At 71.4% G+C, this 13,442-nt stretch carries 14 protein-coding genes and 1 pseudogene; 6 read left to right on the top strand and 9 right to left on the bottom strand.

What is annotated here, in order from left to right; all coding sequences use genetic code 11:
- Positions 1-92: 92 nt before the first annotated feature.
- Positions 93-620, bottom strand: a complete 528-nt coding sequence (locus ACZ5DS_RS03375; RefSeq protein WP_468233442.1) for a hypothetical protein — start codon at positions 618-620, stop codon at positions 93-95.
- A 129-nt stretch (positions 621-749) separates the two neighbouring features.
- Entirely contained in the window at positions 750-1,394 is a 645-nt protein-coding gene (locus tag ACZ5DS_RS03370; RefSeq protein ID WP_468233440.1) for an HNH endonuclease family protein, read from the bottom strand.
- Positions 1,395-1,768: 374 nt separating this feature from the next.
- Between ACZ5DS_RS03370 and ACZ5DS_RS03365 the strand changes: the two genes are divergently transcribed.
- Together ACZ5DS_RS03365 and ACZ5DS_RS03360 are read left to right on the top strand one after the other, a co-directional pair.
- Positions 1,769-2,350 carry a TMEM165/GDT1 family protein gene (locus ACZ5DS_RS03365; RefSeq protein WP_468233438.1) on the top strand — a complete coding sequence of 194 codons (582 nt, stop codon included), beginning with the start codon at positions 1,769-1,771 and terminating at the stop codon, positions 2,348-2,350.
- A 145-nt stretch (positions 2,351-2,495) separates the two neighbouring features.
- Positions 2,496-3,152, top strand: a complete 657-nt coding sequence (locus tag ACZ5DS_RS03360; RefSeq protein WP_468233436.1) for an HAD-IA family hydrolase — start codon at positions 2,496-2,498, stop codon at positions 3,150-3,152.
- Positions 3,153-3,214: 62 nt separating this feature from the next.
- Here ACZ5DS_RS03360 and ACZ5DS_RS03355 read toward each other — a convergent pair whose 3' ends face one another.
- Positions 3,215-3,649 (bottom strand): peptidoglycan-binding domain-containing protein, encoded by a 435-nt coding sequence (locus ACZ5DS_RS03355; protein ID WP_468233433.1) that lies wholly within the window; start codon positions 3,647-3,649, stop codon positions 3,215-3,217.
- Positions 3,646-4,146: a hypothetical protein gene (locus ACZ5DS_RS03350; protein ID WP_468233431.1), complete on the bottom strand. Its 501-nt coding sequence runs from the start codon at positions 4,144-4,146 to the stop codon at positions 3,646-3,648. The genes ACZ5DS_RS03355 and ACZ5DS_RS03350 overlap by 4 nt, the downstream gene beginning before the upstream one ends.
- A 162-nt stretch (positions 4,147-4,308) precedes the next feature.
- On the opposite strand from ACZ5DS_RS03350, the gene ACZ5DS_RS03345 reads away from it, so the two are divergent.
- Positions 4,309-6,348, top strand: a complete 2,040-nt coding sequence (locus tag ACZ5DS_RS03345) for a DHA2 family efflux MFS transporter permease subunit (RefSeq protein ID WP_468233429.1) — start codon at positions 4,309-4,311, stop codon at positions 6,346-6,348.
- Here the strand turns inward: ACZ5DS_RS03345 and ACZ5DS_RS03340 are convergent.
- On the bottom strand, positions 6,341-6,859 hold the full coding sequence (locus ACZ5DS_RS03340) for a GNAT family N-acetyltransferase (RefSeq protein WP_468233427.1): 519 nt from the start codon (positions 6,857-6,859) through the stop codon (positions 6,341-6,343). The two genes, ACZ5DS_RS03345 and ACZ5DS_RS03340, sit on opposite strands and share 8 nt — an antisense overlap.
- Before the next feature lie 151 nt (positions 6,860-7,010).
- Between ACZ5DS_RS03340 and ACZ5DS_RS03335 the strand changes: the two genes are divergently transcribed.
- Positions 7,011-7,514 (top strand): hypothetical protein, encoded by a 504-nt coding sequence (locus tag ACZ5DS_RS03335; protein ID WP_468233425.1) that lies wholly within the window; start codon positions 7,011-7,013, stop codon positions 7,512-7,514.
- Here the strand turns inward: ACZ5DS_RS03335 and ACZ5DS_RS03330 are convergent.
- Positions 7,503-7,934 carry a DnaJ family domain-containing protein gene (locus ACZ5DS_RS03330; protein WP_468233423.1) on the bottom strand — a complete coding sequence of 144 codons (432 nt, stop codon included), beginning with the start codon at positions 7,932-7,934 and terminating at the stop codon, positions 7,503-7,505. The two genes, ACZ5DS_RS03335 and ACZ5DS_RS03330, sit on opposite strands and share 12 nt — an antisense overlap.
- A gap of 126 nt (positions 7,935-8,060) precedes the next feature.
- Here ACZ5DS_RS03330 and ACZ5DS_RS03325 point away from each other — a divergent pair, with 126 nt between their 5' ends.
- On the top strand, positions 8,061-8,453 hold the full coding sequence (locus ACZ5DS_RS03325) for a hypothetical protein (protein WP_468233421.1): 393 nt from the start codon (positions 8,061-8,063) through the stop codon (positions 8,451-8,453).
- Between the two features lie 18 nt (positions 8,454-8,471).
- On the opposite strand, the gene ACZ5DS_RS03320 is transcribed toward ACZ5DS_RS03325, so the two are convergent.
- Positions 8,472-9,143, bottom strand: coding sequence for an O-methyltransferase (locus ACZ5DS_RS03320; RefSeq protein ID WP_468233419.1), 672 nt, complete (start codon positions 9,141-9,143; stop codon positions 8,472-8,474).
- A gap of 130 nt (positions 9,144-9,273) precedes the next feature.
- Positions 9,274-10,675: pseudogene (locus ACZ5DS_RS03315) on the bottom strand (MFS transporter).
- A gap of 333 nt (positions 10,676-11,008) precedes the next feature.
- Here ACZ5DS_RS03315 and ACZ5DS_RS03310 point away from each other — a divergent pair.
- Positions 11,009-13,048, top strand: coding sequence for a bifunctional glycosyltransferase 87/phosphatase PAP2 family protein (locus ACZ5DS_RS03310; RefSeq protein ID WP_468233417.1), 2,040 nt, complete (start codon positions 11,009-11,011; stop codon positions 13,046-13,048).
- Here the strand turns inward: ACZ5DS_RS03310 and ACZ5DS_RS03305 are convergent.
- A complete protein-coding gene (locus ACZ5DS_RS03305) occupies positions 12,995-13,396 on the bottom strand; it encodes an ATP-binding protein (RefSeq protein ID WP_468233415.1) in 402 nt (133 codons plus the stop codon). The two genes, ACZ5DS_RS03310 and ACZ5DS_RS03305, sit on opposite strands and share 54 nt — an antisense overlap.
- Positions 13,397-13,442 lie beyond the last annotated feature (46 nt).

Below are 13,442 nucleotides of genomic sequence, written 5' to 3'. Positions count from 1 at the left end.
GGTGGAAGCCGGCCGCTCCCCGGACGGGCCGGCTCCCGCCGTGGGGCCCTCAGGGCGGCGGGAGCCGTGCGCGCAGGCGCGACGCAGGTACGTCAGCTGAGGCCGACGGCCTCCAGGGCGGTGGTCCAGTCGGTGGCGATGGCCTCCTGCGCGGGAGCCAGCTGGATCGTTCCTGCACAGACCGCCTTGTACAGCTTGTACTCGACGGTGTCCTTGTCGGTGGCTGCATACCCGCCCACGTCGTAGCGGGGCTCGGGCCACAGGTTCTGCTCGCTCTTCGGGTTGCCGCCCAGCGACAGCGGTATCAGGTGGTCTTCCTCGTAGTCCGCGGTGTCGGTGTCGTCGTAGCCGTACTCGGCGATCTGTTTCACCTTCAGGGCGTTGGTGTAGCTGCTGGACGGGCGGATGGAGGAGCTGTAGCCCGAGACGCAGATGGTGGAGTTGATCGTGGACTGCGTGACGGCCGAGTTGAGCATGCCGGGCTGACAGGTGGGGTCCTGCAGCGGCAGGTAGGACTGCGAGCAGTCGGCGGCGTGAGCGGTTCCGGTGGCGACGATGAGGCCACCGGTGGCGAGCGTCAGTGAGGCGACAGCGGCGGCCAGTTGGCGCATACGGGACATGGCATGACTCCTGGAGGTGGGGACTCGCTTCGACGGGCGTCGAGGTGTCGATGGCATGACAACATCGGGGTTGTCCATGCGGGTGGGCAGCTGGGGTGGATCGAGGAGGAGCGCCCGGCGGCGACGGCGTCAGCAGCTCGCCAGGTAGTTCGTCAGCGCGGTCTTCTCCGCGGAGTCGACCGAGAGGTCGTAGTAGTACTTCACCTGGACCCAGGCGCGGACGTAGGTGCACCGGTACGCCGTGCGCGACGGCATCCAGGTGGCCGGGTCCTGGTCGCCCTTGGCCTGGTTGACGTTGTCGGTGACCGCGAGGAGCTGCGGGCGGGTGACGTCGTTGGCGAAGGCCTGGCGCTGGGCGGTGGTCCACTTGCTCGCCCCGGAGTCCCAGGCCTCGGCCAGCGGGACGAGGTGGTCGATGTCCAGGTCGGAGGCAGCGGTCCAGGTGGCGCCGTCGTACGGGGAGTACCAGCTGCCGCTGGTGGCGGTGCACGCGGAGTTGGTGACGACGTTCGATCCGTCCCGCTTGAGGATCCACTCGCGGGTGTTGCAGGTGCCCGAGATGGTGATCCAGGTCGGGAAGAGGTCGCGGCTGTAGCCGGTGCGGTTCTCGGTGGCCACGGTGAGCTGGGAGAGGTAGCTGCGCGCGGTGGCGGCGCTGACCGGGGTGGGGAGGGCGGCGGAGGCGCTCGGGGAGTTGAACAGGGCGGCGGAGGCGAGGAGGCCCGTGAGGGCCCCGAGTATGCTCAGTCGTCGACGCGCGTAGAACTTCGACATGCGAACTCCCTTGAGGGGTGGGGGTGTTGGAGCGCGAGCGAGGGAATGCTCGCGGTGCCGTGTTGCCGGAAAGTGACTGCCCGGTAAGACATTAGTGACGCGTTCATGACACAACAAGGTTCACGGGAGAACTTTCGTGTCCCGTACCATGGGGAGCGCAGAAGGGGAGTAGCTCTTCGCCGGACCGTCGACATACTGCTCAGCCAGCCTGAGCCGGCGCCCGGAGGCGGCTTCCGTCAGGACCGCCCAGCGAGACCTTCGGCAAGCAGTGCACGCCCGTGCCCACGGCACGGGTTCCGAGTGTGCTGCCATGCCGAGGTGTCTCATGTGAGGTTCAGCACTCTCGGCGGGGCAGCCCGACCGATTGAGGACTCTTGATCAGCATCACCGTGACGGCGCTCGTCTTCGGCGTCATCTTCCTTGCCGAACTGCCGGACAAGACCGCGCTCGCCGGCCTCGTGCTCGGCACCCGCTACCGCGCCTCGTACGTCTTCGCGGGCGTCGCCGCCGCCTTCCTGCTGCACGTCGTGCTCGCCGTCGCGGCCGGCAGCGTGCTGACCCTGCTGCCGCAGCGGATCGTGCACGCGCTCACCGGTGTCCTCTTCCTCGGTGGCGCCGCGGTGCTGCTGATGAAGAGGGACGAGGGCGAGGAGGAGGTCCGCAAGCCGGCCGACCAGTCCTTCGGGAAGGTCTCGGGTGCGGGCTTCATGCTCATCCTCGTCGCCGAGTTCGGCGACCTCACCCAGATCATGACCGCCAACCTCGCCGCCCGTTACGACGCCCCGATCTCCGTCGGCCTCGGCGCGGTCCTGGGCCTGTGGGCGGTGGCAGGGCTCGGCATCGCCGGCGGCAAGGCCCTGATGAAGCGGGTGCCGCTGCGGCTGATCACGCAGGTCGCGGCCCTGCTGATGCTGGGGCTCGGGGCGTGGGGCCTGTACGAAGCCGTCGCGGTCTGAGCTGAACGGTGGGTGAACCCTCGCCGGAGGTGGTGGCGGGAGCCGGACAGGTTTTGTACCGTGGAGGAACAAAGTGGCTCCCGCCCGTTTTCCCTGACCGGCGGGCGGGGCCGCCTTGTCCCGTTCCTCGTTCCTGGAGGTGCCGATGCCGGCCACCGTTCTCACCGCCCGCGCCCTCCTGCTCGACATGGACGGCACCCTCGTCAACTCGGACGCCGTCGTCGAGCGCATCTGGCGGCGCTGGGCCGAGCGGCACGGGCTGGACGGCGACGAGGTGATGAAGGTCGTCCACGGCCGGCAGGGGCACGCCTCGATGGCCGTGCTGCTGCCCGACCGGCCGGTGGAGCAGAACCTCGCCGACAACGCGCGCATGCTCGCCGAGGAGACCGCCGACATGGACGGCGTGGTCGAGGTGCCCGGTGCGGCCGCCTTTCTCGCCTCCCTGGACGGCGTGCCGCACGCCCTGGTGACCTCCGCGGATGTCGCCCTGTCCACCGCGCGTATGGCCGCCGCCGGGCTGCCGCTGCCCGAGGTGCGGATCACCGCCGAGTCGGTCGGGGCGAGCAAGCCCGATCCCGAGGGGTTTCTGAAGGGTGCCGCCGAGCTCGGGGTCGATCCGGCGGACTGTGTCGTCTTCGAGGACTCCGGTGCGGGGATCGCGGCGGGGCGCGCCGCGGGGATGCGGGTGGTGGGGGTCGGGCCGCGGGCCGGCTTCCACGGGCCGGATGTGGTGGTGCGGGATCTTACGCAGGTGAGGGTCGAGGTCGTGGGGGACGGGTCGATTCGGCTGCACGTGGGGTGAGTCAGGTGCGCGTCCAGGGGCTCCGCCCCTTCGACCCCGCCAGGGGGTTCTGCTGGACCCTGTTACGGCTCCGCTGTCTCCGACTCCAGGCTCTCCCGGGTAGCCCGGCCGTACACGCCCGGTGCGTCGGCGCGGATGCCGCGGGCCCACTGGTACGTGCGTACGGCGTCCTCGACGGGGCCGGTGAAGACGCCGTCCGCCTGGTCGGCGTAGAGGTTCAACTGCCTTAGCCGCAGCTGGAGTTCGGTGACCTCCGCGCCCTTGTCGCCGCGTCGGAGTACCAGGGGCGCGGTGGGTGCCGCGTTCGGGGTGCCGGCGGTCGACGTCGACGGGGTCGGGGAGGCCGGGCGGGACGGGGTGGGGGACGCCGTCGGGGTCGGGGCGGAGGAAGAGGGGCTGGGGGACGGGCTCGCGGAGGGCGTGGGGGAAGGGGACGGTGAGGGCGGGCGGGGCGATGCGGGTGGTGCAGGCGCCGTCGAGGTGTCCGGTGCCGTCACGTCCGGGACCCTCTCCCGTACCTCCTGTGCCGCCGCCCGGTCCGCGACGGCGTCTGGTACGAGAACAGCCCGCTCGCGAAACCGGCCGCAGCCACGACGGCGACCCCCGCACCCGCGACGGACAGCAGGACCGTGCGGCGAGAGCGGCGCCGGGGTTCCTCCGCCGGTATCTCGTCGGCCTCGGGCTCCTGCGGTGGGTCCTGTACGAAGAGGCGCAGGTCCGTGCCGTTCGGGCCGGGCGCCGGCCGCAGGGGAAGCGTGGCTTCGACGGCCGGTGTCGGGCGGGTCTCCTCCGCGGCAGGCTCCTCCGAGGCTCCGGTGACGTCGACGTACGGGCGGATGCGCAGCGGGTCGAAGTCCTCCGCCGCTGCCGCCTGGGCCGTACGCGCCTCGCGCAGGGCCTCGGACGCCCGCTGCGTGCAGTCGCAGGACGGGGTGTTGTCCGCCCCCCTCGGCGCCCCGCACTCCGGGCAGATGTGGCCCCTCGGTTCCGTCACGCGTTCACCCCTCCCCTCGGGAACTCCCGAGTTTATGCAGACCTCCTCCACATCCACCGAACCGGAACACGCGGCAAACCGGCCACACGGGGTCCTCAACAGGCCATAAACGGTGACACCGCCCAGGATGGAAGGGGTGTACCCGAGCCCCGGGAGGTCTCCATGGCCCTGGACACGCACGGCACGGCGAAGGAACGGGAGGCCGCGGAGAACGTTTCCGGCAATGTGCTCGTCTCGATCGGCGCCCTGCTGCTCGGGCTGCTGCTCGCCGCGCTCGACCAGACCATCGTGTCGACCGCGCTGCCCACCATCGTCAGCGACCTGGGCGGCCTGGAGCACCTGTCGTGGGTCGTCACCGCCTATCTGCTGGCCTCGACCGCCGCGACCCCGCTGTGGGGCAAGCTCGGCGACCAGTACGGGCGCAAGAAGCTGTTCCAGGCCGCGATCGTGATCTTTCTCGTCGGGTCCGCGTTGTGCGGCATGGCGCAGGACATGGGGCAGCTGATCGGCTTCCGGGCGCTGCAGGGCCTGGGCGGCGGTGGGCTGATGGTGCTGTCGATGGCGATCGTCGGCGACATCGTGCCGCCACGTGAACGTGGGCGGTACCAAGGGCTGTTCGGTGCCGTGTTCGGCGCTACCAGTGTGCTCGGGCCGCTGCTCGGCGGGCTGTTCACCCAGCACCTGAGCTGGCGCTGGGTGTTCTACGTCAACCTGCCCGTCGGCATCGTCGCCCTCGCCGTGATCGCGACCGCCCTGCGCATCCCGCGCCGGGCCGCCCGCCACGTCATCGACTACCTCGGCACCTTCCTGATCGCCGCGGTCGCCACCTGTCTGGTGCTGGTCGCCTCCCTCGGCGGTACGACGTGGGCGTGGGGTTCGAAGCAGATCATCGGGCTCGCGGTGCTGGGCGTCGTGCTCGCCTTCGCCTTCATCGCCGTGGAGCGCCGGGCCGCCGAACCCGTCCTCCCGCTCAAGCTGTTCGGCATCCGCACCTTCACCCTGGCGGCCGCCATCAGCTTCATCGTCGGCTTCGCCATGTTCGGCGCGATGACCTACCTGCCGACCTTCCTCCAGGTCGTGCACGGCATCTCGCCGACCCTCTCCGGCGTGCACATGCTGCCGATGGTGATCGGCCTGCTGCTGTCCTCGACCGTCTCCGGGCAGATCGTCAGCCGCACCGGCCGCTGGAAGGTCTTCCCGGTCACCGGCACCGCCGTCACCGCCATCGGCCTGCTCCTGCTGCACCGGCTGGACGAGCACAGCCCGACCGCCGAGATGAGCGTCTACTTCTTCGTCTTCGGCCTGGGCCTCGGCCTGGTCATGCAGGTCCTCGTCCTCATCGTGCAGAACGCGGTGTCGTACGAGGACCTGGGCGTCGCCACCTCCGGCGCGACCTTCTTCCGCTCCATCGGCGCGTCCTTCGGCGTCGCCATCTTCGGCACCGTCTTCACCAGCCGCCTCGGCGACAAGCTCGCCGCCGCCCTCCGGGGCGTGAGCCTGCCGCCCGGCACGACGGCCGACGCCCTCAAGGCCGACCCGCGCGGCATCGCCGCCCTGCCGCCCTCGCTGCGCCCGCCGGCCCTGCACGCGTTCGCGTCGGCCATCACCGACGTGTTCCTGTACGCCGCCCCGGTCGCCGGCCTCGGCTTCCTCCTGGCCTGGTTCCTGAAGGAGGACCGGCTGCGCGGCTCGGTCACCGCGCCGGACGTCTCCGAGACCATCCCGCCCAACCCGGTCGAACGCTCCTCCTACGACGAGTGCTGCCGCGCCCTGTCCGTGCTCGGCACCCGCGAGGGACGCCGGGAGATCTACCGGAAGATCACCGAGCGGGCCGGGTACGACCTGCTGCCCGCGGCCGGCTGGATGCTGCTGCGCATCCGCAGGTACGGCTCGGTGGAGCCGGGTGTGCTGGCCGAGCGCACCGACGTCCCGCTGCAGGTCGTCCTCACCGCCGAACGCCAGCTCGAGGAGCGGCATCTGGTCGCACGCCGGGGCCTGGACCTGACGCTCACCGAGTCCGGTCGCGAGGTCGCCGAACGGCTCGCCAAGGCCCGCGAGGACTCGCTGGCCGAGCTGCTCGGCGACTGGTGGCGGCCGGGCCGGTCCGCCGACCTGGACCGGCTCGTGAAGGAACTCACCGGCGAGCTGTGCGGCTCGGAGCGGGAGCGACCGCGCGACGGGGCGGCGGCCAGGCTCAGTTGACGGCCTCGGACGCCAACAGGTCCTTGCGGAACCAGTGTTCGGCGTACTGGCTGTCGTTGTGCGGCTCGGTCTCCCGGTAGCCGAGGCGGGCGTACAGGGCGCGGGCTTCCACCAGGTCGCTGCGGGTGTCGAGGATCAGGTGCCCGGCCCCCAGGGCACGGGCGGCCTCCTCGGCGGCGGCGACCAGGAGCGCGGCCCCGCCCCGGCCGCGCATCGCCTCGTACACGAACACCCGGGTGAGTTCGGCCGTGTCCGGGGCGAGCAGCCGTACGCCCGCCGAGCCGGCCGGCTCGCCGTCGTACCGGCCGATCAGCAACTGCCCGGTGGGCGGCGCGAGTTCGGCACCGGTTTGGGCCGCGATCTCGCGCTCCAGCTCGTCCGGGTCGGTGCGGTGCCCCTCGTGCAGCAGGTACCAGCGGTCGCTGACCTCCGTGTAGTACGCCCGCCACAGCGCGGCGGCGGCCGGGGAGTCGTACGGTTCCGGAGTGATCGTCCACGTCATGCCGGCCATTCTCCGGCGCGGTCGCGGACCCTCCGCAAGCGGATATGCGTGGCCTCCGGGGAGTCCGGCACCTGCGTTTGCGGTCCGTCCCACGGGTCACTCGGAGCACGACCGGCCGGCGGGGCCGGATCCGGTCCGGAGATCCGAAGGAGAGGCGGCCATGGCCCAGGAGAGGGAATCGGGGCCGAGCACCGAGAGCCGGTGGCCGGCCGACAGGGTCGGGCCCGGCCGGGAGGGACTGACCGGGGACGACCGCATCCCGGACGGCGGGATGCCCGACGACGGGCTCGGGGTGCCCTCCCCGGGTGATATCACCGTGCGGGAGGCGGCGACGACGGAGGGCCGGGCGGCGGACGCCTGGCCCGCCGCGCCCCGCCCGCCGGGCACCGGTGCGGGCGCCCCGCTGTGGCCGCAGGAGGAGGCGGAGCAGTGGGAGCGGCTGCTGCGGCGGACGGACGCCGCCTTCGCGGGTGGGCCGCTCGCCGCGGTCGAGGAGGCCGACCGGGAGCTGGAGGAGATCGCCGCGCGGTTCGGCGAGGCCCTGACACGCCGCCGCCGGACCCTGCGCATGTCCTGGCAGGGCGGCGCACAGACCGACACCGAGCAGCTGCGCCGGGCCCTGCGCGACTACCGGGAGCTGGCCGCACGCCTGCTACACCTCTGACTCGGGCGCATCCCCGGCGGCAGCCCTGCGCTGCCGCCACTCCCGTACGACCTCCTCGACGTCGTACGGCTTCTTGCCCAGCGGCGGGCCGGGCGGCGGCTTGAACATCATGTCGCGGATCTTCACGTTGACGTCGGTGATGATCTTGCGGACGATGCGTTCCGAGGGGGCCGCGTAGGCCGCCGCGAGCGCGTCCTCGGCCTCCTTGCGCAGCGCCAGCGCCGGAGGCAGCACCGCCAGCCCCTCGCGGGCCATCTTCCGCTTGACCCACCACAGTTCGTCGTACGTGGAGTCGAGGTCGGCGGGCAGCGGCTCGCCCGCGCCCGGCAGCCGGTCGAACTCACCCCGCTCCTGTGCGGTGCGGATCTGGTGATCGACCCAGGACTCGAACGGGACACCCGGTGGCTTTCGCTCGGTCATGAACCCATTGTGCCGGACGCGGCCCCGCCGGGCGTTTTATCATGCGGCGGCGGTCCGGCAAACAGGCCACCGCACAAGGACGTTTCCGACGTCGCAGCTTCTTCGGGTTCTCCAGGGGGAACGCACGTGCTCGAACTGACCATGGCCACCGTCTCCGGGGCCGACGCGGGCGCCACGGCCGGCATGACGATGGCCGACGCGCCCAGCGAGCCGGGGGCCGTGCTTCGGGTGGGCCGGGACGCGTCCGTGTGCCGGCTGGTCACGCCCGAGGACTGGCTGTTCGTCTCCCGGGTCCACCTGGAGTTCCTGTGCGGGCCCGACGGCGCCTGGCAACTGTCCTGGCTGCGCGGCTCACAGGCCGAGCCGTCCGCCGAAGTGCGGCTGATCGTGGGCGAGTACGCCCAGACCGTCGGCTACGGCACCGCGGTCACGCTGCCGCGCGGCGGCTCCGGCGAGATCATCGTCCAGGACCGGACCGCGCCGCGCAGCATCAATGTGGGCTTCTACCACGAGATGTGAGTCCCGGCCCCGGACCGCTCAGCCCAGCACCCGGGCCAGCGCGAAGCCGTCGTACCCCTTGCTGCCCACCGTCTGCAGGGCCGTGCCGGTGAGCCTCGGGTGGGCGGCGATCAGCTCGACGGCGGCGCGGGTCCCGACGATGTCCGGCTCCGTGCTGTCGGCATCGGCGACCCGGCCGCCGCGCACCACGTTGTCCACGACGATGAGGCTGCCCGCGCGGGAGAGCTTGAGCGCCCACTCCACGTAGTGCAGGTTGTTGGCCTTGTCGGCGTCGATGAAGACCAGGTCGAAGGGGGGCGGGTTCTCGTCGGCGAGCTTGGGCAGCGACTCCAGGGCCGGGCCCACCCGCACCTCCACGATCCGGTCCAGGCCGGCCCGGGCGATGTTGCGGGTGGCCACCTCGGCGTGTTTGGCGCTGTACTCCAGCGAGATCAGCCTGCCGTCCTCCGGCAGGGAGCGGGCCAGCCAGATCGTGCTGTAACCCGCGAGTGTGCCGATCTCCAGGATGTTCCGGGCGCCCTGGATCTCGGCGAGCATCCCAAGGAACTTGCCCTGGGTGGCCGTGACGCTGATGTGCGGCAGCCCGGCGGCCTCGCTGTCGCGCAGGGCCGCCTGGAGCACATCGTCCTCCGGCGAGAGATGGCTGCTGAAGTAGAAGTCGACGTCGTCCCAGAGCTGCGACCCGCTCATGCGTCTGCTGCCTTTCCCGAGTGTCCTGGCACTTCTCCTTGAATGGTCTCAGCCGAGCGGCGCGGACGGGGGACATTGCAACGGGACCTGCGCACCCGCACCCGGGCGGCGGCCCGCAGGCCAACGGCGCTCACCCCTCCACCGACGGCGCGGAACCAGGCAACGGCCGCCCCGCCGACTCGGCCATCCGCCACACCGCGAACCCGCCCACCACAGCCGCGGCCATCATGTAGTACGCGGGCATCATCAGGTTCCCGGTCGCCCCGATCAGCGCCGTGACCACCAGCGGAGTCGTACCGCCGAACAGGGACACCGCCACGTTGAAGCCGATGGACAGGGAGCCGTAGCGGACCCGGGTCGGGAAGAGAGCGGGCAGCGCGGCCGGCATGGCCGCCGTGAAGCAGACCAGCAGCAGCCCCAGCGCACCCATGCCTAGCGCCACGGCGAGCAGGCTGCCCTGGCGGATGAGCAGAAGAGCCGGGATCGACAGGAACAGGAAGCCCGCGCAGCCCGCCGCGATCACCGGGCGGCGCCCGACCCGGTCGGTCAGCGCACCCGCGAACGGCTGGACGATCATCATCAGCGCCATCACGCCGAGCACGACCAGCAGCCCGTGTGTCTCGTCGTACTTCAGCTCACTCGTCAGATAGCTCGGCATGTACGACAGCAGCATGTAGTCGGTGACGTTGAAGACCAGCACCAGGCCCATGCAGAGGAGGAGGGCCTTCCACTGGCCGGTGATCATCTCGCGCAGGGGCACCTTCGGGCGGGCGGCCTCCGCCTTCTCGACCTCAGCGGCGAACGCCGGCGTCTCTTCGAGGCGGGTCCGCAGGTACAGGCCGATGACGCCCATCGGGCCCGCGATCAGGAACGGGATCCGCCAGCCCCAGGAGAGCAGGTCCTCCGAGGAGAGCAGAGCCGTCATCAGGGTGACCAGGCCCGCGCCGCCGATGTAGCCGGCCAGCGTGCCGAACTCCAGCCAGCTGCCGAAGAAGCCGCGCCGCTTGTCCGGCGCGTACTCGGCGATGAACGTCGAGGCGCCCGCGTACTCGCCGCCGGTGGAGAAGCCCTGCACCAGACGGGCGGCCAGCAGGAGCAGCGGCGCTCCGACGCCGATCGTCGCGTACGACGGGATCAGGCCGATCGCGAAGGTGCCCACCGCCATCATGATCATGGTGAGGGCGAGGACCTTCCGGCGGCCTGGGGGTCCCCCCGCGCCCTTAAGGCGTGGGGGAGGTCGCCCAGGGGCCGAAGACCAGGCCGCCGAGGGGGCGGACCAGGAAGGCCGCGGCGAAGGCGCCGAACGTGGAGAGCAGCTGCGCGGTCGGGTTGCCGGACGGGAAGAAGACCTTGCCCAGGGTGACCGCGATGTAGCTGTACACACCGAAGTCGAACCACTCCATCGCGTTGCCCAGCGCGGCCGCCTTCACGGCGCGCCTGACGAGAGCGGGGTCGGTGACGGTGACGCCGGCGGGGGCCTGGGCGGCCTGCGCGGTCTTCGGATGCGGGGTGACGGCTGTGGCCGTCGCCAAAACGGGCTCGCCTACCTTTCGTCGGGGACAGGGCGGAAAACGACCATAGGTGTAATTCACCCCTTTACGTCACGTACGCGTATCGATGCAGAGTGCAGCCAAACGTGGTGTACGCAGGTACGTGTGCCCGCTCCCGGGGCCGCTCGCGGCGACCGGATTGTGATCCTTGTCGCGCCCGAGCAGGGCAACCTCACCCCCCGCGCACTATCGTCTTCCGGACAAAAGGCAGGCAGACGTCAGGTGAAGAGGGGGTTGCCTGCGTCTCTGTCCGGCAGGGGTGGGAGCCTCGTAGGGTTCTCAGAGCGAACGACCGGGGCGGGAGGCCGACGGGGCGTGGCGAACGTGGAGCACAGCGGGGGAGCGACGGAAGCCTTCGGGGCGGCAGCGGTCGGAGCACGCCTGCGAGCGGCCCGCCTCGCGCTGTGGGCGGTGGCCACGATCCTCGCAGTACGGCAGATGGCCGTCGTCCTCACCACCCCGAGCGGCGAGCGCCTCACCGACCTGGAGACCTGGGTCGGCCCCAACGGCGTCCTCCACGTCAAGGGCTCGCTCTACGACTCCACGAAGTTCACCGGCACCCCGTTCGGCGGGCTCGTACTGAAACCGCTCACCAGATCCGCCGAGCAGGCCCTCGGCTGGGGCTGGACCTTCGGCACCCTGCTCCTGGTCGTCGCCCTCGGCCTGGTCGCCGCCCGCGCCCTGCCCCAGCCGGTCAGCCGGCGCACCTCGCTGCTGGCCACGCCCGTCGCGATCAGCCTGCTCATGCTGTCGCTGCCGGTCCGCAACACCCTGTGGCTCGGCCAGACCAGCATCATCCCGGTCCTGCTGGTGCTGCTCGGCTGCTTCACCGCGCGCGGGGAGCGCGAGAGTGGCCTGTGCATAGGGCTGGCCGCCGCGCTCCAGCCGACCGTCCTGCTGTTCGCGCCGCTGCTGTGGTTCACCGGCCGCCGCCGGGCCACCGTCGCCACGGCCGGCACCTTCGCCGCCTGCACCGCGCTCGCCTGGGCCGCGATGCCGCACGACTCGTACACCTACTGGGTCCACCACATGGCCGGCGCCGGGCTCGGCGGCAAGGCCGACGCCCTGGCCAACCAGTCCCTGCACGGCGCCCTGCTCCGCCTGGGCCTGACCGGCCCGCTGGAGATCGCCCTCTTCCTGCTGCTCGGCGCGGCCGTCACCGCCCTCGCCCTCAACCGCGCGGTCCGCTACGCCCGCGACGGGCAGCTGCTGCTCGCCGTCGCCCTCACCGGCTGCGCCGCCGTCGCCGTCTCCCCGACCACCTGGCAGCACCAGCTGCTGTGGGTGCTGCTCGCGGTCGTCGGCCGGGTCGGCAAGCGGGCCTCCGACCGTTACGTCTGGCCGGTCGCCGTCGTCCTCGTCAGCACCCTCCCGGCCCGGATGATGCTGCCGAACATGGCGGCGCTGTACCCACTGCGGGACAACATCGTGCTGCTCGCGGCCCTGGCCGCCGCCACCGCCGTACCGTTCCTGTCCCGCACCTCGCCGTACTACCGGCAGCCGGTCCCGGCGGAGTACGCCCCGCCGGTCCCGGCCCGCCTCCGGAACGTCCCCCTGCTGCCGTTCCTGCGCCGGGTCCTCACCCGCCCGAACCTCCTCCTGGAACTGCTGCTCCTCCGCGTCACGTACGCGGCCTACCAGCAGGTCCGCCTGGCCGCGACCGGCGGCAGCAACTCCGGGGGCCGCGCGACCGCCGAGCACCACGGCCACCTCGTCTTCGATCTCGAACGCTTCCTGCACATCGACATCGAGCACGCGGTCAACCACGCCGTGGCGAAGATCGACTGGCTGCGGAACTTCTTCGACTTCTACTACGAGTCCTTCCACTTCGTAGTGCCCCTGACGGTCCTCGGAGTCCTCTACTGGCGCCGCCCGGTCGACTACCGCTGGGCCCGCGCCTCCCTGGGCTTCGCCACCTTCCTCGCCCTGATCGGCTTCTGGCTCTTCCCGCTGGCCCCGCCGCGCCTGATGCCGACCCTCGGCATGATCGACACCGTCCACGGAGTCCAGGACTTCTCCAAGCCGGACTACGGCACCCTGACCGCGCTCACCAACCAGTACGCGGCGATGCCCTCGCTCCACTTCGGCTGGTCCCTGTGGTGCGGCGTGGTCATCGCGATCATCGCCCCGAAGTGGTGGATGAAGGCGCTGGGGCTGTTGCACCCGTTCTTCACCGTGTCCGCGATCGTCGCGACCGGCAACCACTGGGTGCTGGACGCGGTCGGCGGCGCGGTGGTGGTCGCGGCCGGCTTCGGGCTGTCGTACCTCTTCCAGGGGCCGCGGGCCGCCGCGGCCGCCGCCTCAGCCCGCCCCGCACTCGAACCAGACCGTCTTCCCGCCGCCGAGCCCCGGTGACACCCCCCACTTGTCGACCGTTCCGTCCAACAGGACGAGCCCACGGCCGCTCTCGGCGTCAGGGGCCACATCGGGCGAGATGACGGGAAGGTGCGGGCTTCGGTCCGTCACCTCCACCCGCACCCCCGCCGTCTGCCGCATCACGAGGACGGTGCACCGGCGGTCCGGGACATGACGTACGACGTTGGTGACCAGCTCGCTGACGGCGAGTTCGAGCGTGTCGGTCAGCTGCGCCAACTCCCATTCCTCGAGCAGCGAGCGGACGATACGGCGGATGTGGTGTACGGAGTGCTCGCCGACGGTGAGGTGCATGCGGTACTGGGGGGTGCGGGGAAAGTAGAGGTTCACAGGACGAGGTTGACCTCGGATCACTACGCTGGGCTATGGGATGAAC

The sequence above is a fragment of the Streptomyces sp. NPDC031100 genome (assembly GCF_055570785.1).
Note: the sequence above shows the minus strand (reverse complement) of the source record. Positions and strands in the feature narration are given on the sequence as shown.